This is a genomic window from Caulobacter sp. GW821-FHT10E02 (assembly GCF_059415225.1).
In genome coordinates, this window is sequence record NZ_JBWKMV010000004.1 from 372,665 (window position 1) to 393,695 (window position 21,031).

Genomic DNA, 21,031 nt, shown 5'->3' on the forward strand with positions numbered 1-21,031 from the left:
AAGCGCGCGATCGACGGCGTACAGAGGGTGGGAACATGACGAACGGGGCGAGCAAGGCCGGCCGATGGGCGATGGGCTGGATGGCGGCGGGCCTGCTGCTCCTGGCTGGGGCCGCAACGGCCCAGACCCGTGACCCGGTCGACTGGGTCAATCCCTACATCGGCACCGGCGGCACCGAGGCCGGGGCCGAGTATGGCGGCACCATGCCGCTGGTCGGCACGCCGTTCGGCATGACCAACTGGACGCCCCAGACCCGCCAGAACCGGATCAGCGTCAGCTCCTACGCCTATGAAGACTCCTGGATCACCGGCTTCATCGGCACCCACCAGCCGGCCGTGTGGATGGGCGACTACGGCTACGTCACCCTGATGCCGCAGATGGGCGGGCTGCAGCCCAGCCCCGAATACCGCCGCCTGCGCTTCAGCCACGCCGACGAGACGGTGACGCCCTACTACTATTCGGTCCGCATGGGTCCCGACGGCAAGCGCATCCACGCCGAGATGACAGCCACCGACCACGCCGGCTATCTGCGCTTCACCTTCCCGGCCGGGACCAAGCGCTCGGTGATGGTCGAGGCGACCCGGGCCGGCACGCGCGGCTGGATCAAGGTCGACGCCGCCAAGGGCGAGATCGTCGGCTACAATCCCGACCGGATGGACGCTCACCTGAGCACCATCAAGCTGCCGAACTTCAAAGGCTGGTTCGTCGTCCGCTTCCGCCGTCCGATGTCGGCCGGCGGCGTCTATCAGGGCCCGCTGTCGGCGCCGGGCAGCGAGATCGAAGGCGACAATGTCGGGGCTTTCGCGCGCTTCGACGACGGCGACGACCGGGTGGTCGAGGCCCAGGTCGGGACCTCGTTCATCAGCCTGGAGCAGGCCCGCGCCAATCTCGACGCCGAGTTGCCCAAGTGGGATTTCGAAGGCACGGTCGCGGCGCTGAAGGCGACCTGGAACGCCAAGCTCGGCCAGGTCACTGTCGAGGGCGCGCCCGACGACCGGCGCCGCATCCTCTACACCGGCCTATGGCACGCCCTGCTCTATCCCAAGCTCTTCTCGGAACAGGGCCGCTACTACAGCGCCTTCGACGACAAGGTGCACACCGGGACCAGCTACACGGCCTTTTCGATATGGGACACCTACCGCGCCCAGAACAGCCTGCTGACCTTGCTGGCCCCCGAGCGGGTCGACGGCATGGTCCAGGCCCTGCTGCAGAACTACCAGGAGGGCGGGTTCATGCCGAAATGGCCGAACCCCTCCTACACCAACATCATGATCGGCACCCACGCCGACAGCCTGGTGGCCGAGGCCGTGACCAAGGGCTTCAAGGGTTTCGACTTGAAGCTGGCCTATGAGGCGGTGCTGAAGGACGCCATCGTCCCGCCCGAGGGCGACACGACCCGCCGCTGGTACGACCGTGAGGCGGGGGTCCCGTATGAGGCCCGCGCCGGTCTGACCTGGTCCAGCAAGCTCGGCTACATCCCGGCAGACAAGATCTCGGAATCCGCGTCGAGCACGCTGGAGGAGGCCTATGACGACTACGCCGTCGCCCTGGTCGCCAAGGCGGCCGGCGACACGGCCGGCTACAAGAAGTTCCTGGCCCGCTCGCTGAACTACAAGACCCTGTTCAACCCGGCGCGCGGCTTCATGCAGGCCCGGAACCTGGACGGCAGCTGGGCCTCGCCGACCGAGGGTTGGACCGAGGGCGACCAGTGGGTCTACCTGTTCGCGGCCCTGCACGACATTCCCGGCACGATGAAGCTGCTGGGCGGCGAGACGGCGTTCAACGCCAAGCTCGACGAGCACTTCGCCGGCGGCCACAACCGCCACGACAACGAGCCCAGCCACCACTACAGCTATCTCTACGACTTCGGCGGCCAGCCGTGGAAATCCCAGGCCAAGGTGCGCGAGATCGCCAAGGCCGCCTATGCCGACACGCCCGTCGGCATCCTGGGCAACGAGGACTGCGGCCAGATGTCGGCCTGGTACGTGTTCGCGGCCCTAGGCTTCTACCCGATCAATCCGGTGTCGAAGGCCTACATGATCGGCAGCCCCCTGTTCGCCGCCGCCGCCCTGAACCTGCCGAACGGCAAGCGCTTCGCGGTGACGGCCAAGAACAACAGCGACACCAACGTCTACATCCAGTCGGCCACCCTGAACGGCAAGCGCCTGGACGCGCCGGTGATCACCCACGACCAGATCCTGGCCGGCGGCGAGTTGGCGTTTGTCATGGGTCCCAAGCCGTCGAAGTGGGCGTCGACCTGGCGCGACCGGCCGCTGGCGCCCTAGCCCGGCGGCGGCTCGCAGGCGCCGTATGTCTTGTCGAGGATGGCCAGGTCGTCGGCGATCGGCTGCAGACCGACGGCGGCCCGGCGCTGGTCGACTGTCTCGGGCGCCTCGAGATCGGCTGGGATCGCGTACTTGCCGTCCTTGCAGGTCGTCCCCTGGGTGCCGTAGCGCTGGGGTCGCTTGTCGTCGGTGGCGAGGCGATCATAGAGCCGCGCATAGTCCTCGGGCCGGGCCTCGCGGGTCTTGGTCAAGGGTTCGATCAGGGCCAGCACCTCGCGCTGGAAGGCCAGGTCGAAGCCGGCGTGGTTGACCAGGGTCATGGCCGAGGCCGAGGTCCGCTCCGAGGTCTCCGAAATCTTCGGCCAGCCGTGCTTGGCGATGATCGCCTTCAGCCTCGCCACGTGGACCTTGTCCTGGGCCGCGATCAGTGGAGCGGCGGCCTTCTGGGCGGCGGACCGCTGGTCCGGCGGCAGGTTTTTCGACGACTCCAGCATGGCTATCCGCATCGCGGAGTCGACGAAGCCCATGCCGGTGATCGCCTCGATGACCTCGGCTCGGTCGCCGACGGCCTTCACCCGCCCCACCGTCGCCTGGACGGGATCGTCCGCCGGCGCCGCCACGGCCAGGACGGCCGCCAGAACCATGATCATGCTCATCGAGCCTCGCTACCTCAGGCTGCCCCATAGAACCGATAGTTGCGCCGCGTGGCAAATCCGGCCCTGGTTTGGAGCGGCGCCGTGACTAACTCTCTCCGCATGGCCCGATCCCTTCTCGCCCCTCTGCTCGCCGTCGCGCTCCTGGCGCTCCCGAGCGCCGTGCTGGCCTCGCCGAGCGTCTGTGCGTTCACGGCGTCGCCCCGGGTGCTGGCAAGCACGGGCCCCAAGGACGCGAAGGGGTCCCAGCTGCTCCAGGTCTGGGAGGTTCCGGACGCGGCGGTCTACTGGTCGGATACAGCGCCCGACAGCGACGCCTATCGCGACTTCATGGCGGGGGTCGAGCGGTCGGTGACGGTCCGCGATCCCGTGACGCTGCTCCAGCGCTCGCCGGCCTTCGGCGCGCCGTTGCTGCTCCGCTACAACCAGTTGGTGGCGTCACACGCCGCGGACTGGATCCGGCCCGCCGGTTGCCTGGAGCGCCTGCTGATGGCGGTCCAGCACGACCGCGTGGACACCTTCGCCCGCCCGACCGAGTTCGCGGCCTTCATCCTGCGCTCGCCCGACCACACGCGGCTGCGGGTCTACTCTCTGACCCTGAACGAGGACTGGATCGGCCGCGTCGCCCCGATCACCGAGCGGGTGCTGGAGGATCACAAGGCCGGCTGGACGGTGTTGATCGGCCTGCACAATCACAACTTCCACCCAGGACAGGCGGCGCTCGACGGCGTGCTGGCGCCGAGCGAGGCCGACGCCCAGCTGGCCCGTACCCTGGCCCGAGAAGCCGGACTGGAAGCGGCCTGGATCACCAACGGCCTCCACACCAGCCGCATCCCCGTCCAGGCCTTCGACCTGTTCCAGCCCTAGGGCTTCTGGCTGACCCGGACCCAGTCGACTTCCATCGTCGCCGGCAAGGCGGTCTCGTCAACGCCCTTGGCGTTGGCGCCCTCGGGCCAGCGGCCGCCGAAGGCCAGGTTTAGGATCAGGTGGAACGGCTGGTCGAACGGCGTGGCCGTGGCCTCGCGGTCTTCGCGCTTCCAGTCGGCGGCCTTGGCCTCGGCGTAGCGCTGGCCGTCGACGAACCAGAGAATAGCTTCCGGCGACCACTCGATCGCATAGATGTGGAAGCCGTCCGACGAGGCCGGCATCGGGGCGCTCTTGCCGACCTGCTTGTGCCCGCCGTTGGCGTCGCCCGCGAAGTGGATGGTGCCGAAGACGCGGTTCTCGCGGCCGCCCTCGCAGCTGCCGCACGGCGCGCCGAGATTGACGGTCTCCAGGATGTCGATCTCGCCCGAGCGGGGCCAGCCGCCATAGATCTCGCGCTCGGGCATCATCCAGATCGCCGGCCAGACGCCCTGGCCGCCGGGGACGCGGGCGCGGGCCTCGACGCGGCCGTAGCGCCACGAGGCCTTGCCCTTGGTCAGGATCTTGCCCGAGGCGTAGTCGCCGGTCTTCATCGGCCCCGTCGGCCCGGCCCACGGATTGGCCAGGCCCTCGGTCTTGCGCTTGATCGTGGTCAGCTTCAGCACGCCGCCGCCGACCGACACCGTGTCGGGGCTGACCGCGTAGCACTGCCGCTCGTCATTGCCGCCCCCGCCGCAGTCGGCGGCGTAGGTCCATTTGTTCTGATCCAGCCGGTCGCCGTCGAACTCGTCGGACCAGACCAGTCTCCACGGTTCCTGGGCGCGGACTTCCTGGGCGCGGACTGGCGCGGCGGCGGACAAGAGAGCGAGGGCGGCGAGGATCGGCTTGAAGGTCATGACCCATCTAAACGGGCCGTCGCCGGATTCTCCAAGCGCTGCCATGCCGTCTCCAGCCAGGCCGGGGCCAGACGGCGCGCCCCCGAGGCGCTGAGATGGTCGTCGTCGAAATAGATCGGCTGGCCGTCCATCATCGCCAGGCACCGTCCGTTGCGGCACAGGGTCTGGGACGGGAACACCGCCGCCGCGTCCTTGCGGTCCTGGACGGCGGCGCGGATCGCATCCTCGGCCGGCTGGGCCCGGGCCAGGGGCAGGTCGGCGGCGACGCTGGCGCAGCGTCCGGGGTCGAGACCCAGTTGGGCGGACTGGCCCAGGCACTCCGGCGCGCCCAGGGTCAGCTCCGGGAACGGCCCGACCACCAGCACCCGGACGTTCGGGTTGCGCCGCCGGATGGCGTCCAGCGTGGCCTTCAGGGCGGTCGAGACCCGCTGCCGCTTCCCGGGCTTGCCGGCGACTTCCATGGTCACGCGGGGCGAGTTGACGTCGTAGTACGGCGGGGCGTCGCGATAGAGCGGCCAACGGCCCATCAGCACGACCAGCTTCAGCTTTGGATTCGAGGCGATCAGGGCCATGGCCTGGTCGGCGCCGGCCTCGCACTCCAGCTTGAAGCGGTACATGGTCCTGACCGTGACCCCGACCAACGGCGGGCAGCCCCCGTGCGCGACCTCGCGGACGCTCCAGCCGCGGGCCTTGGCCCAGACGACCACGCCGGGGGTCAGGGCGTCGGCGTGGGAGTCGCCCCAGACCAGGACGTCGTCGCCTTGCAGGCCGCAGGCGTCGCCACGCTTTTCCATGCAGGCCTTGCGGGCCGGATTGACGTCGGTCTCCTCCAGGTCGGCCAGAGCCTTGGCGGTGGGCGACAGGCGCTGGGGCAGGCCGTGGGTGAAGAACAGCAGCGCCCCCACGGCGATCGGGACCAGCAAGGGCAGCAGCCTCAGGCCCAGGCGCCGCCAAGGCCGCTCCATCGGCCCGCGCCGGAAAGGCTGCTCGACAAACCGCCAGCTGAGCACGGCCAGGACCAGCGCCGCGCCGACCAGGCCCAGGCGCTGAAGCGTCGTCAGCGGCTGCTCGGCGACGTCGGCCGCCAGGACCAAGAGCGGCCAGTGCCAGAGATACAGCGAGTAGGAAATCCGCCCCAGGCCAACGACCGGCGCGAGGCGCAGCACGGCCAGACCCTGCCCCGCGCCCATGCCGCTCCAGATCAGCAGCGCCGTCCCCAGGCAGACCGGAACCGCCGAGAACCCCGGAAAGATGCTGGCCTCGTTCAGCAGCGCCAGGCTGCCGGCGATCATCAGCGCGCCGATGACGCCGACCAGATTGGCCGTGGTCCGGTCGCCCGGCGGCTTGACCAGACCCAGGGCCAGCACCCCGCCGGCCAGGAACTCCCAGGCCCGCATCGGCAGGCCGAAGAAGGCCCAGTTGCTGGCCACCGTCGCCTGGGCCAGGACCAGCGAGGCGATCAGCAGGACCAACCCCAAGGTCGCCCGCCGACCGCGTAGACGCTTCCACGACAACAGCGCGATCAGCGCCGGCCAGACCAGGTAGAACTGCTCCTCCACGCCCAGCGACCACAGGTGCAGCAGCGGGTTCTGCTGGGCGCCCGGTGCGAAATAGCCGGCGGTCTGGGTGAACAGGATGTTGGTCAGGAACAGGCCCGAGGCCGCCGTCGCCGCCCCGGTCATGGCCAGCAGGCGCGGCATCTCGATCACCACCGCCAGGGCCGCCGTGACCAAGACCACCAGCAGATAGGCCGGGATGATCCGCCGAGCCCGTCGCAGGTAGAAGCCGCCCCACGAGAAGGTCCCCTCGTCCCGCGCCTGCGCGATCAGCCGCGTGATCAGGAAACCGGAGATGACGAAGAACACGTCCACCCCGACGAAGCCGCCGGGCAGCAGGCCCGGAAAGGCGTGGTGGATGACGATGGCCGCCACGGCCACGGCCCGCAGGCCGTCGATGTCGCGCCGATAGTTCTGGTCCATGCTCGCCCCCGAGATTACACACGTAATCAGGAGGTCAGCGCCACGCCGCGCCGTCAAGGAAAATTATTACGCTCGTAAACTCCTTTTCCGAGACCGCGAACCGGCCTAAACACCGCCCCATGCGCACCGGACCCGACATGATGCTGGAACTGGCCTGCGGACCGGGACCGGTCTGCGGGGTGGACGAGGCCGGGCGCGGTCCCTGGGCCGGGCCGGTCAGCGCCGGCGCGGTGATCCTGGACCCCGACCGCATCCCCAAGGGCCTCAACGACTCCAAGAAACTGACCGCCAAGGCCCGCGCGGGCCTGGAGGAAGAGATCAAGGCCATCGCCATCGCCTGGTGCGTCGGCATGGCCACGATCGAGGAGATCGCGCAGCTCAACATCCTGCACGCCGCGGGCCTGGCCATGCACCGGGCGGTCGCGGGGCTGCACGTGACGCCGGCCTTCGCGCTGGTGGACGGCAACTACGCCTTCAAGCTGCCCTGCACGGTAAAGACCGTGGTCAAGGGCGACAGCCTGTCGTGCTCAATTGCCGCAGCCTCGATCCTGGCCAAGGAAGCCCGCGATCGGATCATGGTCGAGATGGACGCGGTCTATCCCGGCTACGGCTTCGCCGGCCACAAGGGCTATCACGCCCCGATCCACGTCGAGGGCCTGCGCAAGCTGGGCCCCTCGCCGATCCACCGCATGGGCTGGGCCCCGGTGAAGGCCGCGCTTGCCGGTGAGCTAGAGGCCTGATTGCCCACAGATTTTGAGTCTGATTAGACTCAAACACCGTAGTTAACGCCCCGCTAACCACGTCTGCTCACGCGGCATTTACCAGCAAGACTCATGATTCCGTTCTCTTTTATTGGGACGCGGGACCATGAAGTTCGGGCCGGAAACCATCATCCTGGGCGACTGCATCGAGCAGATGAACGCCCTGCCGGAGAAGTCGGTCGACCTGATCTTCGCCGATCCGCCCTACAATCTTCAGCTGGGCGGCGACCTGCTGCGTCCCGACAATTCCAAGGTCGACGCGGTCGACGACCACTGGGACCAGTTCGAGAGCTTCGCCGCCTACGACAAGTTCACCCGCGAGTGGCTGAAGGCCGCCCGCCGCGTCCTGAAGGACGACGGCGCGATCTGGGTGATCGGCAGCTATCACAACATCTTCCGCGTCGGCGTGGCCGTGCAGGACCTGGGCTTCTGGATCCTCAACGACATCGTCTGGCGCAAGTCCAACCCGATGCCCAACTTCAAGGGCACCCGCTTCGCCAACGCCCACGAGACCCTGATCTGGGCCTCCAAGAGCCAGAACGCCAAGCGCTACACCTTCAACTACGACGCCCTGAAGATGGCCAATGACGAGGTGCAGATGCGCTCGGACTGGACCATCCCGCTGTGCACCGGCGAGGAGCGCATCAAGGGCGCCGACGGCAACAAGGCCCATCCGACCCAGAAGCCGGAAGCCCTGCTGTATCGCGTCATCCTGTCGACCACGAAGCCGGGCGACGTGATCCTCGACCCGTTCTTCGGCGTCGGCACCACCGGCGCGGCCGCCAAGCGCCTGGGCCGCAAGTTCATCGGCATCGAGCGCGAGGCCGAATATCTGGAACACGCCAAGGCCCGCATCGCCAAGGTCGTGCCGATCGCGCCGGAAGACCTGGACGTGATGGGCTCCAAGCGCGCCGAGCCGCGCGTGCCGTTCGGCACCATCGTCGAGAGCGGCCTGCTGTCGCCGGGCGACACGCTGTACTGCAGCAAGGGCAACCACGCCGCCAAGGTGCGTCCGGACGGCTCGATCACGGTCGGCGACCTGTCGGGCTCGATCCACAAGATCGGCGCCCTGGTGCAGTCCGCACCGGCCTGCAACGGCTGGACCTACTGGCACTTCAAGACCGACGCGGGCCTGGCCCCCATCGATGTGTTGCGCGCCCAGGTCCGCGCGGGGATGAACTAGGCTCCGCCCTTCGACCAGAAGGCCCGCAGCGAGTCCGCGTCGCCGTTGTACTGATCGCGGTCGCAGGGGCCGACACCGTCGGCGGTGTGCGGCTCCGGGCCGTTCACGCCGTCGGTGTATTGCCACAGGGTCCAGCTGGGCCAGTTCGGCGGCACGATCGCGGTGTCGCCGTATTCCGCCAACCAGAACCAGCATTGGCTGAGCACCGGGTCCTTCTGGTCGCCCAGCAACTGCTTGATGCAGCTACCCGAATAGAAGCCGGGCCAGCGTCCGGTCTGGGCCTGGATGCGGGTGACGAAGGTCCGGGCCTGATCCAGGCTCATGCTGGTCCCGCCGGTGTTCTGCTCGAAATCCAGGACCAGCAGCATGTCGGCGTTGTCCGCGCCCACGGTCGCCAGGAAGTGGTCGGCCTGAGCGGTCGGATCCTCACCGTCGCCGAAGTGATAGGCGCCCCACAGCAGCCCGGCAGCCTGGGCGGGATCGCGCCGGGCGGCGTATTCGGGATCGACATAGGTCAGCCCCTGGGTGGCCTTATGCAGCACGCCGATCACCCCGCCGGCGACGATCTGGGCGAAGTCCGGCGCGCTGTTGTGGTGCGACAGGTCGATGATGGCGTTGGTCGTGGCCATGACGGCGTCTCCCGGCTCTGAGCGCCGGACCTTGCCATTGAAGCCAAAGGTTGTCTCGGATTTAGATTCCCGAAATCAGAGCAATCACTCAGCGGCCAAGGCCGCCTTCAGGAACACGCTGGGCAGCGCCCCCAGCCCCTCGCGCGGCGTCCAGACGAAGTCGCCGTCCCCCTCGGCCGCGAACACCCGCAGGGTTAGCGAGAAGTGGGTGAAGACGTGCTCGACCGCGCCGAGGTCGCGCCAGCGGACGGCGGCCGGGGCGGCGGCGACCGCTTCGGCGTCGGAGAACGGCGCGGCGCGCCAATCGCTGGTCGGCAGGCCCAGCATCCCGCCCAGCAGGCCCTTCGGCGGCCGGCGAACCAGGGCGACCTCGTCGCCGCGCGTCAGGACGTAGGCGACGCCATGGCGGCGCGGGCGGTCGGCCTTCTTGGTCTTGCGCGGATAGGTCTCCGGCGCGCCGCCCTTGAACGCCGCGCACCAGGTCGAGATCGGGCAGCGGTCGCACAGCGGGGCCTTCGGCTTGCAGACCGTGGCCCCCAGATCCATCAGCGCCTGCGCCCAGTCGCCGGGGCGGTCGTCGGTGACCAGCTCGCCGGCCAGGGCCTTCAGCTCGGGCTTGGCGTCGGGCATCGGCGCCTCGACGGCGAACAGGCGCGACATCACCCGCTCGACATTGCCGTCGACGACATTGGCGGCGCGGTCGAAGGCGATCGCGGCCACGGCGGCGGCGGTATAGGCCCCGACGCCCGGCAGGGCGCGCAGGGCCTCCTCGGTGTCCGGGAAGACGCCCCCGTGCTGGCCGGCCACGGCGCGGGCGCAGGCCAGCAGGTTGCGGGCCCGGGCGTAGTAGCCGAGCCCCGCCCAGGCGGCCATCAGGTCGCCGTCCTCGACGGCCGCGAGGTCCGAAACGGTCGGCCAGCGTTCCGTGAAGCCCAGGAAGTACGGCGTGGCGTGCGGCACGGTGGTCTGCTGCAGCATCACCTCCGACAGCCAGACGCGGTAGGGATCGCCGCGCACGCCGGCGCGGCGGTCGGCGGGGCTGACGCGCCAGGCTAGGGTCCGGGCCTGGGCGTCGTACCAGGCCAGCAAGGCCGAGCGGATGGCGTCGCGGTGTTTCATCGTCCCTCGCCTACCGCGAACCGAGCCCGGCATGCTAGTTTCCTCGCATGCGCCGTCCCCTGCCCACCGCGGAAGAAGCCCTCGCGATCCTGCGCAGCAAGCGCACGCGCCCGCAGCGCCGTCCGCCCCCGCCCGCCAGCAAGAACCTGGCGCCGCTGCTCAAGCAGCTGGAAGAGCGGTTCGGCAAGGGTCCCGCCGTCCTCCAGTCCCGCTGGCGCGAGATCGTCGGCGACACGCTGGCGCGCCGCACCGAGCCCGTCCGCATCATCAAGGGCCGCAACGGCGAGGGCGGCGCGCTGGAGCTGCGCGTCGACGGGCCCGTGGCCTCGCTGATCCAGCATCAGGCCCCGCAGATCACCGCCCGCCTCGACATGCTGCTGGGCAAGGGCGTGGTCACCCGCCTGCGCATCGTCCAGGGTCCCGTGAAGGCCACAGCCGCGCCCGTCGCCACTCGGCCTCGCCGCAAGCCGCCGCTGGACGCGGCGCTGGAGAAGCAGCTCAGCGACAGCCTGGCCGAGCAGCCCGAAGGCGGCCTCAAGGACGCCTTGCTGAAACTGGGCCGGGGCGTACTGCGCGAGCATCCCTAGAGCGACGATCCAATTGACAACCGGGCCGTGATCACGCTGTTGCAAGCCTTACCCTTGCCCTTTTCTTTGGGCCTAAGAATCGCGCTTAACTTCACCGTTCCGCTGCCCCCGCCTACTGCCAAGGAAGATCGAACATGCGTCCGCTGACCCGCCGGCTCCTGACCGCCGTCGCCCTCACCGCCTCGCTGGGCGCTCTCACTGCCTGCGGTCCCAAGGGTACCAAGGTCACGGCCGACGACATGACCCTGGGCAACGCCGCCGCCAAGGTCACCGTGGTCGAGTACGCCTCGGTCGCCTGTCCGCACTGCGCCAAGTGGAACGAGGAGGTCTTCCCGTCCTTCAAGGCCAAGTACATCGACACCGGCAAGGTCAACTACGTGGCCCGCGAAGCCCTGACCGGCGAGCCGCGCCTGGCCAACGCCGGCGCCATGCTGGCCCGCTGCGCCGGCAAGGATAAGTACTTCCAGGTGACGGACGCGATCTATCACGCCCAGATGCGCATCTTCCAAACCGGCGACATCCGCGGCGAGCTGCTGACCATCGCCCAGGCCGCCGGCATGAGCGAAGAGCAGTTCAACAGCTGCCTGACCGACGAGAACGCCGCCAATTCGGCCGAGCGCATCGACAAGCAGATGAAGGCCGACAAGATCGAAGGCACCCCGACCTTCATCGTCAACGGCAAGAAGGTCGGCGGCGAGTCCGGCGGCGAGGTCACCCTGGCCCAGCTGGACGCCGCCATCGCGGAAGCCTCGAAGTAATGACCCTCGACCGGCGCGCGCTGATCGTCTCCGGCCTGGCCGTCACGGCTGTGGCCTCGTCCGCGCGCGCCGCGCCGCTGCCGCCCGCGCCCGGCGACATGGTGCTGGGTTCGCCCAAGGCGCCGGTACAGCTGGTGGTCTACGCCTCGGCCAGCTGCCCGCACTGCGCCCACTGGTGGACGACGATCCAGCCGCAGGTCCGCAAGACCTTCATCGACACCGGCAAGGTGCGACTGGTCTTCCGCGAGTTCCTGACCCCGCCGCCCGAGTTCGCGGCGGCCGGCTTCATCCTGTGCCGCCGGATCCCGGGCAAGTATTTCGACGTGCTGACCACCCTCTTCCAGAAGCAGGAAGAGATCTATCGCAGCGAGAAGCTGTTCGAGGGCCTGCAGGCGATCGGCAAGCAGTACGGTCTGACCGACAAGCAGTTCAGCGACGCCCTGAACGACGCCGCCGCGCTGAAGGCGGTCAACGACCGCATGGCCAAGGCGGTCAATGACGGCGTCGAGGGCACGCCGACCTTCTTCGTCAACGGCGCCAGCGTCGACGGCAACGACTTCGCCGCCCTGTCCAAGGCCTTCGCCACCGCGGCGAAGGGCTAAGTCTCAACGGGACCGCCGCGTGCAGTTCCAGCGCCTTCGCCTTTCGGGCTTCAAGTCCTTCGTCGAGCCGACCGAGTTCCGGATCGAGCCCGGACTGACGGGCATCGTCGGCCCGAACGGCTGCGGCAAGTCGAACCTGCTGGAAGCCCTGCGTTGGGTGATGGGCGCCAACTCGGCCAAGGCCATGCGGGCCGGCGGCATGGACGACGTGATCTTCGCCGGCAGCGGCGCGCGCCCGGCCCGCAACCACGCCGACGTCGCCCTGACCATCGACAATTCCGACCGCACGGCCCCGGCCCAGTTCAACGACGACCCGGTGCTGGAGGTCGTCCGCCGCATCGATCGCGGCGAGGGCTCGACCTACAAGATCAATGGCCGCGAGGTGCGGGCTCGCGACGTCCAGCTGTTGTTCGCCGACGCCTCGACGGGCGCCAACTCGCCGGCCCTGGTCCGCCAGGGCCAGATCAGCGAGCTGATCGGCGCCAAGCCCCAGAACCGCCGCCGCATCCTGGAAGAGGCGGCCGGGGTCTCGGGGCTCCACACCCGCCGCCACGAGGCCGAGCTGCGCCTGCGCGCCGCCGAGAGCAACCTCGCCCGGCTGGAGGACGTCGCCCGCGAGCTGGAGACGGCCCTGAACCGCCTGCGCCGCGAAGCCCGCCAGGCCGAGAAGTACAAGCGCCTGTCGTCCGAGATCCGCGCGGTGCAGGGTGCGGTGCTCTACACCCGCTGGACCGAGGCCCGCGACACGCTGGAGCGGACCACCAGCGAGGCCACCAACGCCGCCCGCCTAGTTGAGGACACCGCCCGCGCCAGCGCCGCCGCCCAGGTCGCCATCACCGAGGCCGAGGCCGCCATGCCGCCCCTGCGCGAGGAGGCGACCATCGCCCAGGCGATCCTGGGCCAGCTGGCCATCCAGAAGGACCGCGCCGAGCGCGAGGCCGAGGCCGCCGCCGCCGAGTTCGAGCGCCTGAAGAACGACCTGGCGCGTATCGACGACGACCTTGCGCGTGAGAGCCAGGCCAAGGGTGACGCCGCCACGGCCCTCGCCCGCATCGACGCCGAGCTGACCGAGGTCCGCGACCTGGTCGCCGCCGCGCCGGAGCGAGGCCCCGAACTGGCCGCTGCCGCCAAGGCCGCCGAGGAGGCTCGCGCCGCCGCCGAGACCGAGGTCGAGCAACTCGCCGCCCGCGTCGCCGCCGAAGAGGCCCAGTTCCGCGCCGCCGCCGCCCGCTTCTCGGAAGCCGAGGCCCGTGCCAGCCGCACCAACCGCGCCCTCGACCAGGCCAAGGCCGAACGCGCCGCCGTCGGTCCCGAGGTCGACCCGGCCGCCGCCGACGCCCGCCAACGCTTCGCCAATGCCGAAGCGGCCCTGGCCGCCGCGCGCGCGGCGCTGGAGGAGGCCGAGAACGAACGCGTCAAGGCCGCCGAGCAGGAGGCCCAGGCCCGCCAGCTGGCCCGCAATGTCGAGGACCAGCTGGGTCGCCTGCGCACCGAGGCCCGGGGCCTGGCCCAACTGACCGCCCCGCGCTCCAAGAGCGGCCACGCCCCGGCTCTGGACAGCGTCGCGCCCGACAAGGGCTATGGCGCGGCCCTGGCGGCGGCGCTGGGCGACGACCTGGACGCCGCGCTAGACTCCAAGGCCCCGTCCTACTGGGGCGGCGCCGAGGCTCCTGCCCCGACCTGGCCGGAGGGCGCGCAGCCGCTGGCTCTGCTGGTCAAGGCTCCGCCCGCCCTGGCCGCCCGCCTCTCGCACGTGGCCGTCGTGGCCCGCGCCGATGGCGACCGGCTGCAAGCGGCGCTGAAGCCCGGCATGCGGCTGGTGTCCAAGGAAGGCGACCTGTGGCGCTGGGACGGCTTCGTGGCTCGCGCCGACGCGCCCAAGCCCGCCGCCGTGCGGCTGGAGCAGCGCACGCGCCTGGCCGAGGTCGAGACCGAGATCGACATCATGGCCCCGCGCGCCGAGGCCACCGCCGCCGCCCTGAAGACCGCCGCCGATCGCATGCGCGCCGTCGAGGACCTGCTGCGCGACAAACGCCGGGGGCCGCCCGACGCCGAGCGCCTGCTGAACGGCGCCCGCGAACAAGTCGCCAAGTTCGAGCGCGAGCAGGCCATGCGCGCCGCCCGCGCCCAGTCGCTGGACGACACCATCGCCCGCTTCGAGGCCGAGAAGACCGAGGTCGACGAAGCCCTGGCTCTCGCTCGCGAAGCCCACGCCGCCGCTCAGACCTCAGGCGATCTGCAGCCGGAGCTGGCCGCCGCCCGCCAGGCCTCTGCCCAGGCCCGCGAGGCCGCCAGCGCCGCCCGCACGGCCCTGGACGTCGAGACCCGCGAACGCGCCGGCCGCCAGCGCCGCCTGGAGAGCCTGGAACGCGACCGCGCCGACTGGGCCAAGCGCGCCGAGAGCGCCGGCAAGCGCACCGAATCCCTCGAAGGCGACCGCGTGAAAGCCGCCGCCGCCCTCGAGGGCGCCCGCGAGGCCCCGGCGGCGCTGCAAGAGAAGCTGCTCGTCCTGCTCGACGAGTTCGGCGCCGCCGAGGCCCGTCGCGCCAAGGCCAGCGACGCTCTGGAAGCCGCCGAGACCCTGCGCCTCAACAACGACCGCGCCGCCCGGGCCGCCGAGCAGGCCGCTGGCGAGGCCCGCGAGAAGCGCGCCGCCCTGGTCGCCCACCTGGACGGGGCCCGCCAGCGCTTCGGCGAGGTCGCCTCGGCCATCCGCGAGCAGGCCCGCATGGAGCCCGAGGAGCTGGGCCGCCACGTCGCCGGCGAGGCCGTGGCCGTGCCGAAGGACGCCGCGGGGGTCGAGGCCCACCTGTTCGCCCTGGAACGCGAGCGCGACGCCATCGGCCCGGTGAACCTGCGCGCCGAGGAAGAAGCCCAGGAATATGCCGGCCGCCTGGAGACCATGCGGATCGAGCGCGCCGACCTGTCGGGCGCGGTCGGCAAGCTGCGGGCCGGCATCGAGGAGCTGAACGCCGAGGGCCGCGAGCGCCTGCTGGCCGCCTTCGACGTCATCAACGCCAACTTCCAGACCCTCTTCCAGGCGCTGTTCGGCGGCGGCCAGGCCGAGCTGAAGCTGATCGAGAGCGACGACCCGCTGGAAGCCGGTCTGGAGATCTTCGCCTGCCCGCCCGGCAAGCGCATGGCCAGCATGAGCCTGATGAGCGGCGGCGAGCAGGCCCTGACCGCCAGCGCCCTGATCTTCGGCGTCTTCCTGGCCAATCCGGCCCCGATCTGCGTGCTGGACGAAGTCGACGCGCCGCTGGATGACGCCAACGTCGACCGCTACTGCAACATGCTGGACGAGATGCGCCGGCGGACCCAGACCCGCTTCATCGCCATCACCCACAACCCGGTGACCATGAGCCGGATGGACCGCCTGTTCGGCGTCACCATGGCCGAGCGCGGCGTCAGCCAGCTGGTCAGCGTCGACCTCTCCACCGCCGAGAAGCTGGTCGCGGCTTAGCAGCTGATCGTCACGACCCGAAGGCGGCTTGACTCATAATTCGCTGTTTAGCTAAATAATGAACATGAGCGAAGTGTTCAAAGCCTTGGCCGATCCGACCCGCCGCCGTGTGCTGCAGTTGCTACGCCAGCGGCCGATGACCGCGGGCGAGCTGGCCGACCAGTTCGAGAGCTCCAAGGCCACCATGTCGGCCCACTTCGCCGTGCTGCGCGGCGCGGGGCTGATCCTTGCCGACAAGCGTGGCACGACCATCACCTACAGCCTCAGCCTGTCGGTGCTGGAAGACGCCCTGCTGGCTTTCGCCGAGACGGTCGGCATCGGCGCGCTGGGCGGCGCCTCCGGGGAGGCCAAGGGCAAGGCATGAACCGCCACCTGAAGTCCGCGCTGACCCTGATGGCCGTCGCCTCGCTGGCCCTGGCGGTCGGCCCTCTGCTGTGGCGCTGGCGCGAAGCCGGCGACATCGCCGCGATCTTCACGGGCCCCAGGCCGTTCCGGCCGCTGATCCTGCTGGCGATCCCGCCGATCCTGGCCGCCCTGCTGGCCTTCGCCGACCACGCGGCCAATCCGAAGGCCAGCCGCTACGAGGCCGGCTTCGTCGCCCTGACCCTGGTCGCGCATTTCAGCCTCGTCCTGGCCGTGCAGGCGTGGATGGCGGCGGTCTATCTGGAGGCCGAAGGTCTCGATCGCGAATTCGTCGTCCGCCTGGCCGTGGCCTTCTTCGGCCTGGCCATGCTGGTGCGAGGCAATGTCTTCGCCAAGCGCGCGGCGCCGGGGGCGGACCTGGGCGGTGACTGGGGGCGCGCCACGCGCGGGACGGGACGCGGCTTGGTGCTGCTGGGCCTGGCGCTGACCGCCTGCGCCCTGGTCCTGCCGCTGTCGGGCCTGCTGGCGGCGTTGGCCTGCGCCTTCGCCAGCGTCGTGGCGATGAGCCAGGTCCAGCGGCAGGCCTCGGCCGGACTCTAGCTGGCGAACAGTCCTACGACCGCGTGGCGCAGGGGATTGGCCGGGTCGGCCAGCAGCTTCACGGCCATGGCGCACGAGATCACCACCAGCAGCGGCCGGATCAGCTTGGGCCCGAAGCGCATCGCGAGCCTCGAGCCGACCTGGGCGCCGAGAAAGGCGCCGGCGGCCATGGCCAGGCCGATCGGCCAGACGACCGCGCCCTTGAGGATGAACAGGACGAGGCTGCCCAGGTTGCTGGCGGCGTTGGCCAGCTTAGTGTGGGCCGTGGCCTTGAGCACGCCATAGCCCAGCAGGGTGACGATCGCGACCATGTAGAAGGCCCCCGCGCCGGGCCCGAAGATGCCGTCGTAGAAACCGACCAGCGGCGCGACGAAACAGGCGAACGGGATCAGCGCCATGCGCGGGGCGACGTCCTCGGCCTTGAGGGCTCGGGAGAAGCCGAAATAGAGGGCGATGGTGATCAGCAGCAGCGGCACGATGGCCCGCAGCAGCTGCGGCGACAGCAGGCTGGCGCAAAGCGCGCCGCACAGGCCGGCGATCGCGGCCGCGCCGGCGACCGGCAGGGCGGTCTTCCAGTCGATCAGGCCGCGACGGGCGAAGGCGATCGTCGAGGACAGCGCGCCCATCGAGCCCTGGAGCTTGTTGGTGCCCAAGGCCTGGACCGGCGACAGGCCGGCCAGCAGCAGGGCGGGCAGGGTCACGAGTCCGCCGCCGCCGGCTATGGCGTCGAGCGCGCCCGCCAGGGCGGCGACCACGAACAGACTGGCGATGACATCGAGATGGACCATGAGCGGCTCATTGGTCCCTTTCAGGACGTCAGGCAAAGAAAAAGGGCCCCGAAGGACCCCTTAACTCAGCTCGTCCAGAGGCTGGCCCACTGGTGAGCGCGGTCCTGCTTGGAGTTGGTCGTCTTGCCCAGGGCGCGGAGCTCGTCGCGGGCTTGAGCCTTCTCTTCCTTGCGGACGCGTTGCTCGGCGGCTTCCAGAGCCTTGCGCTCCTTGCGCTCGGCGCGCCGGACGGCGGCGACTTCTTCTTCGCGCGCCAGGGCTTCGAGACGGGCCTTTTCCTTGGCTTCAGCGCGAGCGGCGCGGACGGCTTCGAGTTCGGCGGCGCGTTGTTCTTCGCGCTTGTCGAAATCGGGGTCCTGGACCGTCGGCTTGGCCTTGAACTTAGCCAGCATGGCCTTCTTGGCTTCCTGCTGCGAGGAAATGCGATCGGCGAATCCGGTGTTCTTCAGGTGCGACATGAATCTTCGTATTGTTTGGAGGCGGCGGCTCTAAACCCCAGATCGACGAAAAAATCAATGCGTCATCGGGTTCCGCCCCACCTTGCCTAGGGGGTGTGGCGCCAAGAGAACGCGCTCGATGTAGGAAGCCGTTCCCGCTTTCGGTAGGGGCGCGGCGGAATAACCGATCGAATGAAAAGGGGATGGTTTTGCCCTTCCTTGAAACGGACGGCTAAATCCTTAAGTATTCCCGTCACTTGGCCCGCGAAGCGCTCGCCTTGACGCACCGCAGCGAGGTCTATAGGTTCCGCGCCGATCAAGCCGGCCGGAATTGCGCCTTGTTTTGGCGCGCCCGCGGCGTTTTCGGACCTGCCGCTCCCATGCCCAAGGCCGACGAACCGAACGACAAGGCTCTGACTAGCCTCGACGCTCGGCTCGACGCATTTGAGGCGAGGAAGGCGGCGGAGAAGCCGGTGAAAGCCGCGTCCGAAAAGGCCAACCAGGACGGCTATCGCCTCCTGGCGGATTTGATCGGGGGCGTATTGGTGGGTATCGGCTTCGGCTGGCTTCTCGACCATTACGTCCACACGAGCCCCTGGGGCATGGTCGGCGGTCTGCTGATCGGTCTTGGGCTCGCGATATTCTCCATCGTCCGCAAGGCGATGAAACTGAGCGCGCAGGCGTCGGCGCCGTCCCCTCAAGGGAATGCCGACGGAGACACGGGAGACGGGCCAACCGTCCCCAAGCAGAAGAGAGACTAGGGCCTATGGCCGATCCGATGCACCAGTTCCAGATCCAGAAGATCGTGGAACTGCCCACCGTGACCGTTCCCGGCCTCGGCGCGATCGACCTGTCGATCACGAACTCCGTGGCCGCGATGATGCTGGCCGCCCTGCTGGTCGTCACGTTCTACAGCCTGGCCGCCCGCAAGGCGGTCATCCCGGGCCGACTGCAGTCGGTGGGCGAGATGCTCTACGGATTGGTCGATGGGCTCGCGGAGTCGATCATCGGCCACGACGGCAAGAAGTTCCTGCCCTTCATCTTCACGCTGTTCGCCTTCGTGCTGTTCATGAACCTCCAGGGCATGTTTCTGGTGTTCACCGCCACGTCGCAACTGGCCGTGACCCTGACGCTGGGCCTGATGGTCATCCTGACCGTGGTCGCCGTCGGCTTCGCCAAGAACGGCCTGAAGTTCTTCAAGCTGTTCGCCCCGTCGGGCGTGCCGTGGCCGCTGTACTTCCTGCTGGTGCCGATCGAGATCCTGTCGTTCCTGATCCGTCCGATCACCCTGGGCCTTCGTCTGTTCGGCAACATGCTGGGCGGCCACGTCGTGCTGAAGATCTTCGCCGGCTTCGTGATCGCCCTGGGCGGTCTCGGCGTGCTGGGCTGGGCCGGTTCGGCCCTGGCCCTGACCTCGGTCGTCGCCCTGACGGCCCTCGAGTTCATGGTGGCCTTCCTGCAGGCCTTCGTGTTCGCGGTGCTCGCATGCGTCTACATCAACGACGTCGTGCACCTCGACAGCCACTGATCAACCTTTAGTCTTTCCAACAAATACCCTCTTCAAGGAGTCTCTATCATGGACGCTGCTGCAGCTAAGTACATCGGCGCTGGCCTGGCCATGCTCGGCATGATCGGCGCGGGCATTGGCCTGGGCGTGATGTTCGGCAACTACTTCCAAGGCGCCCTGCGCAACCCGACCGCCGCCGCTCAAGAGCGCCCGATGCTGTTCCTCGGCATGGCTCTGACGGAAGCCCTGGGCATCTTCGCCCTGGTCATCGCCTTCCTGATCCTGTTCTCGTAATCGGATCCCTGGGGCGCGGCGCTTCACCGGAAGCGACGCGCTCCATGCTTTTGTTTTCTCGCGCTTCCTGGAGCGGGCCGGATCACGGCCCGCTCCAAGCGCACTAGCTGAGAGGCGCCTTCGCCCATGGCGACGGAACATCACGGCACGGTCGAGACGACTGAAGCCCCCAAGCACGAAAGCGGCGGCCTTCCGCAGCTGCAGTTCGAGCACTGGGCGGGCCAGATCGTTTGGCTGCTGCTCATCTTCGCCGTTCTCTACGTCGTGCTGTCGAAGGTGCTCCTGCCCCGCGTCAGCGGCGCGATCGACGAGCGCGGCGGCAAGATCGCCGGCGACATCGCCGACGCCCGTCGCATGAAGGACGAGGCTGAAGCCCAGGCTCGCGCCGCCGCCGCCGAAGTGGCCGAGGCTCGCGCCAAGGCCCAGAAGACGGCTGCCGATGCGAAGGCCAAGGCTTCGGCCGAAGCCGCCGAGCGTCAGGCCAAGGAAGAGGCCGCCCTGGCCGAGAAGCTGGCCGCGGCCGAAGCTTCGATCCAGGCCGCCCGCGACACGGCCATGAGCCATGTCCGCGAAGTGGCCCAGGACACGGCCAGCGCGATCGTCGAGAAGCTGACCGGCAAGGTGGCCACCGCCGCCGAGCTGAAGTCGGCCCTGGCCTAAGGAGCTGAAGATGGAACACGAATCCCTGTTCAGCCTCTCGAACCCGGAATTCTGGGTTCTGGTCGCCCTGGTGATCTTCTTCGGCCTGCTGGTCTTCCTGAAGGTCCTGCCGGGCGCGCTGTTCGGCGCCCTCGACGGTTACGCCGCCAAGATCAAGGCCGAGCTCGACGAAGCCCAGCAACTGCGTGAAGAGGCCCAGGCCCTGCTCGCGGACGTGAAGGCCCAGCGCGAGGAAGCCGAACGTCAAGCGACGGGCATGCTGGAAGCCGCCAAGGCCGACGCCAAGCGTCTGGCCGAGGAAGCCAAGGAAAAGCTCGACGAGCAGATCAAGCGCCGCGCCGAGATGGCCGAACGCAAGATCGCCCAGGCCGAGGCTCAAGCCGCCGCCGACGTGAAGGCCGCCGCGGTCGATCTGGCCGCGCAAGCCGCCGAGACCGTCCTGGCCGCCCGCCTCGCCGTGACCAAGAGCGACCCGCTGGTCGATCAGGCCATCGGCCAGATGGGCGCCAAGCTGCAATAGCAGCCGGCTCCATCGGACAAGAAAAGAGGGCGCGGGCCGCGAGGTCCGCGCCCTTTCTTTTTGGGTTTGTCGCCATGGCGCCG

22 protein-coding genes are annotated in these 21,031 nt (G+C 69.3%); 15 read left to right on the forward strand and 7 right to left on the reverse strand.

Annotated features, from left to right (window positions below; translation table 11 throughout):
* The first annotated feature begins 35 nt into the window (after positions 1-35).
* Entirely contained in the window at positions 36-2,285 is a 2,250-nt protein-coding gene (locus AC07NI_RS21545; protein ID WP_494622912.1) for a GH92 family glycosyl hydrolase, read from the forward strand.
* On the opposite strand, the gene AC07NI_RS21550 is transcribed toward AC07NI_RS21545, so the two are convergent.
* Positions 2,282-2,941 (reverse strand): DUF6624 domain-containing protein, encoded by a 660-nt coding sequence (locus tag AC07NI_RS21550; RefSeq protein WP_494622914.1) that lies wholly within the window; start codon positions 2,939-2,941, stop codon positions 2,282-2,284. The two genes, AC07NI_RS21545 and AC07NI_RS21550, sit on opposite strands and share 4 nt — an antisense overlap.
* A gap of 81 nt (positions 2,942-3,022) precedes the next feature.
* On the opposite strand from AC07NI_RS21550, the gene AC07NI_RS21555 reads away from it, so the two are divergent.
* On the forward strand, positions 3,023-3,805 hold the full coding sequence (locus AC07NI_RS21555; protein ID WP_494622916.1) for a hypothetical protein: 783 nt from the start codon (positions 3,023-3,025) through the stop codon (positions 3,803-3,805).
* Here AC07NI_RS21555 and AC07NI_RS21560 read toward each other — a convergent pair.
* Positions 3,802-4,698, reverse strand: coding sequence for a glycoside hydrolase family 16 protein (locus tag AC07NI_RS21560; RefSeq protein ID WP_494622918.1), 897 nt, complete (start codon positions 4,696-4,698; stop codon positions 3,802-3,804). The genes AC07NI_RS21555 and AC07NI_RS21560 overlap by 4 nt on opposite strands.
* Positions 4,695-6,677, reverse strand: coding sequence for an acyltransferase family protein (locus AC07NI_RS21565; protein ID WP_494622920.1), 1,983 nt, complete (start codon positions 6,675-6,677; stop codon positions 4,695-4,697). Before AC07NI_RS21565 ends, AC07NI_RS21560 begins: the two co-directional genes overlap by 4 nt.
* A gap of 119 nt (positions 6,678-6,796) precedes the next feature.
* Here AC07NI_RS21565 and rnhB point away from each other — a divergent pair, with 119 nt between their 5' ends.
* Both rnhB and AC07NI_RS21575 read left to right on the forward strand, forming a co-directional pair.
* On the forward strand, positions 6,797-7,417 hold the full coding sequence (gene rnhB / locus AC07NI_RS21570) for a ribonuclease HII (protein ID WP_494622922.1): 621 nt from the start codon (positions 6,797-6,799) through the stop codon (positions 7,415-7,417).
* A 127-nt stretch (positions 7,418-7,544) separates the two neighbouring features.
* On the forward strand, positions 7,545-8,621 hold the full coding sequence (locus AC07NI_RS21575; protein WP_494622924.1) for a site-specific DNA-methyltransferase: 1,077 nt from the start codon (positions 7,545-7,547) through the stop codon (positions 8,619-8,621).
* On the opposite strand, the gene AC07NI_RS21580 is transcribed toward AC07NI_RS21575, so the two are convergent.
* Complete coding sequence (locus AC07NI_RS21580) at positions 8,618-9,250, reverse strand: glycoside hydrolase family 25 protein (RefSeq protein ID WP_494622926.1); 633 nt, start codon at positions 9,248-9,250, stop codon at positions 8,618-8,620. The two genes, AC07NI_RS21575 and AC07NI_RS21580, sit on opposite strands and share 4 nt — an antisense overlap.
* A gap of 84 nt (positions 9,251-9,334) precedes the next feature.
* Complete coding sequence (mutY, locus tag AC07NI_RS21585) at positions 9,335-10,369, reverse strand: A/G-specific adenine glycosylase (protein WP_494622928.1); 1,035 nt, start codon at positions 10,367-10,369, stop codon at positions 9,335-9,337.
* A gap of 47 nt (positions 10,370-10,416) precedes the next feature.
* Between mutY and AC07NI_RS21590 the strand changes: the two genes are divergently transcribed.
* The 6 genes from AC07NI_RS21590 to AC07NI_RS21615 all read left to right on the forward strand — a co-directional run bounded on the left by AC07NI_RS21590 (position 10,417) and on the right by AC07NI_RS21615 (position 16,742).
* A complete protein-coding gene (locus AC07NI_RS21590; protein ID WP_494622930.1) occupies positions 10,417-10,956 on the forward strand; it encodes a DUF721 domain-containing protein in 540 nt (179 codons plus the stop codon).
* 134 nt (positions 10,957-11,090) lie between these two features.
* Positions 11,091-11,714, forward strand: a complete 624-nt coding sequence (locus AC07NI_RS21595; RefSeq protein WP_494622932.1) for a DsbA family protein — start codon at positions 11,091-11,093, stop codon at positions 11,712-11,714.
* Positions 11,714-12,316 (forward strand): thioredoxin domain-containing protein, encoded by a 603-nt coding sequence (locus AC07NI_RS21600; RefSeq protein ID WP_494622934.1) that lies wholly within the window; start codon positions 11,714-11,716, stop codon positions 12,314-12,316. Before AC07NI_RS21595 ends, AC07NI_RS21600 begins: the two co-directional genes overlap by 1 nt.
* 19 nt (positions 12,317-12,335) lie before the next feature.
* Entirely contained in the window at positions 12,336-15,779 is a 3,444-nt protein-coding gene (smc, locus tag AC07NI_RS21605; RefSeq protein ID WP_494622936.1) for a chromosome segregation protein SMC, read from the forward strand.
* Between the two features lie 64 nt (positions 15,780-15,843).
* Positions 15,844-16,143: an autorepressor SdpR family transcription factor gene (locus AC07NI_RS21610; RefSeq protein WP_494622938.1), complete on the forward strand. Its 300-nt coding sequence runs from the start codon at positions 15,844-15,846 to the stop codon at positions 16,141-16,143.
* Positions 16,140-16,742 carry a hypothetical protein gene (locus tag AC07NI_RS21615; protein WP_494622939.1) on the forward strand — a complete coding sequence of 201 codons (603 nt, stop codon included), beginning with the start codon at positions 16,140-16,142 and terminating at the stop codon, positions 16,740-16,742. The genes AC07NI_RS21610 and AC07NI_RS21615 overlap by 4 nt, the downstream gene beginning before the upstream one ends.
* Here the strand turns inward: AC07NI_RS21615 and AC07NI_RS21620 are convergent.
* Positions 16,739-17,530 carry a TSUP family transporter gene (locus AC07NI_RS21620; protein WP_494622941.1) on the reverse strand — a complete coding sequence of 264 codons (792 nt, stop codon included), beginning with the start codon at positions 17,528-17,530 and terminating at the stop codon, positions 16,739-16,741. The two genes, AC07NI_RS21615 and AC07NI_RS21620, sit on opposite strands and share 4 nt — an antisense overlap.
* A gap of 65 nt (positions 17,531-17,595) precedes the next feature.
* Positions 17,596-17,988, reverse strand: a complete 393-nt coding sequence (locus AC07NI_RS21625; protein WP_494622943.1) for a DUF6481 family protein — start codon at positions 17,986-17,988, stop codon at positions 17,596-17,598.
* A 359-nt stretch (positions 17,989-18,347) separates the two neighbouring features.
* Here AC07NI_RS21625 and AC07NI_RS21630 point away from each other — a divergent pair, with 359 nt between their 5' ends.
* The 5 genes from AC07NI_RS21630 (at position 18,348) to AC07NI_RS21650 (ending at position 20,948) form a co-directional block, all read left to right on the forward strand.
* Complete coding sequence (locus AC07NI_RS21630) at positions 18,348-18,728, forward strand: AtpZ/AtpI family protein (RefSeq protein WP_494622945.1); 381 nt, start codon at positions 18,348-18,350, stop codon at positions 18,726-18,728.
* 5 nt (positions 18,729-18,733) lie between these two features.
* Complete coding sequence (locus AC07NI_RS21635) at positions 18,734-19,495, forward strand: F0F1 ATP synthase subunit A (protein WP_494622947.1); 762 nt, start codon at positions 18,734-18,736, stop codon at positions 19,493-19,495.
* A gap of 48 nt (positions 19,496-19,543) precedes the next feature.
* Complete coding sequence (locus AC07NI_RS21640; protein WP_035047292.1) at positions 19,544-19,768, forward strand: F0F1 ATP synthase subunit C; 225 nt, start codon at positions 19,544-19,546, stop codon at positions 19,766-19,768.
* Between the two features lie 126 nt (positions 19,769-19,894).
* Positions 19,895-20,428, forward strand: coding sequence for a F0F1 ATP synthase subunit B family protein (locus tag AC07NI_RS21645; RefSeq protein WP_494622949.1), 534 nt, complete (start codon positions 19,895-19,897; stop codon positions 20,426-20,428).
* 10 nt (positions 20,429-20,438) lie between these two features.
* Positions 20,439-20,948 (forward strand): F0F1 ATP synthase subunit B, encoded by a 510-nt coding sequence (locus AC07NI_RS21650; protein ID WP_494622951.1) that lies wholly within the window; start codon positions 20,439-20,441, stop codon positions 20,946-20,948.
* Positions 20,949-21,031: the final 83 nt, after the last annotated feature.

Excerpts from the sequence above, each read along its gene's own strand:
- AC07NI_RS21630 (WP_494622945.1), top strand. The coding sequence starts at position 18,348 with ATGCCCAAGGCCGACGAACCGAACGACAAGGCTCTGACTAGCCTCGAC.
- AC07NI_RS21640 (WP_035047292.1), top strand. The coding sequence starts at position 19,544 with ATGGACGCTGCTGCAGCTAAGTACATCGGCGCTGGCCTGGCCATGCTC.
- mutY (WP_494622928.1), bottom strand. The coding sequence starts at position 10,369 with ATGAAACACCGCGACGCCATCCGCTCGGCCTTGCTGGCCTGGTACGAC.
- rnhB (WP_494622922.1), top strand. The coding sequence starts at position 6,797 with ATGCGCACCGGACCCGACATGATGCTGGAACTGGCCTGCGGACCGGGA.
- AC07NI_RS21610 (WP_494622938.1), top strand. The coding sequence starts at position 15,844 with ATGAGCGAAGTGTTCAAAGCCTTGGCCGATCCGACCCGCCGCCGTGTG.
- AC07NI_RS21625 (WP_494622943.1), bottom strand. The coding sequence starts at position 17,988 with ATGTCGCACCTGAAGAACACCGGATTCGCCGATCGCATTTCCTCGCAG.
- AC07NI_RS21550 (WP_494622914.1), bottom strand. The coding sequence starts at position 2,941 with ATGAGCATGATCATGGTTCTGGCGGCCGTCCTGGCCGTGGCGGCGCCG.
- AC07NI_RS21650 (WP_494622951.1), top strand. The coding sequence starts at position 20,439 with ATGGAACACGAATCCCTGTTCAGCCTCTCGAACCCGGAATTCTGGGTT.
- AC07NI_RS21615 (WP_494622939.1), top strand. The coding sequence starts at position 16,140 with ATGAACCGCCACCTGAAGTCCGCGCTGACCCTGATGGCCGTCGCCTCG.
- AC07NI_RS21590 (WP_494622930.1), top strand. The coding sequence starts at position 10,417 with ATGCGCCGTCCCCTGCCCACCGCGGAAGAAGCCCTCGCGATCCTGCGC.
- AC07NI_RS21580 (WP_494622926.1), bottom strand. The coding sequence starts at position 9,250 with ATGGCCACGACCAACGCCATCATCGACCTGTCGCACCACAACAGCGCG.
- AC07NI_RS21575 (WP_494622924.1), top strand. The coding sequence starts at position 7,545 with ATGAAGTTCGGGCCGGAAACCATCATCCTGGGCGACTGCATCGAGCAG.
- AC07NI_RS21560 (WP_494622918.1), bottom strand. The coding sequence starts at position 4,698 with ATGACCTTCAAGCCGATCCTCGCCGCCCTCGCTCTCTTGTCCGCCGCC.
- AC07NI_RS21565 (WP_494622920.1), bottom strand. The coding sequence starts at position 6,677 with ATGGACCAGAACTATCGGCGCGACATCGACGGCCTGCGGGCCGTGGCC.
- AC07NI_RS21545 (WP_494622912.1), top strand. The coding sequence starts at position 36 with ATGACGAACGGGGCGAGCAAGGCCGGCCGATGGGCGATGGGCTGGATG.
- AC07NI_RS21645 (WP_494622949.1), top strand. The coding sequence starts at position 19,895 with ATGGCGACGGAACATCACGGCACGGTCGAGACGACTGAAGCCCCCAAG.
- AC07NI_RS21635 (WP_494622947.1), top strand. The coding sequence starts at position 18,734 with ATGGCCGATCCGATGCACCAGTTCCAGATCCAGAAGATCGTGGAACTG.
- AC07NI_RS21595 (WP_494622932.1), top strand. The coding sequence starts at position 11,091 with ATGCGTCCGCTGACCCGCCGGCTCCTGACCGCCGTCGCCCTCACCGCC.
- AC07NI_RS21600 (WP_494622934.1), top strand. The coding sequence starts at position 11,714 with ATGACCCTCGACCGGCGCGCGCTGATCGTCTCCGGCCTGGCCGTCACG.
- AC07NI_RS21620 (WP_494622941.1), bottom strand. The coding sequence starts at position 17,530 with ATGGTCCATCTCGATGTCATCGCCAGTCTGTTCGTGGTCGCCGCCCTG.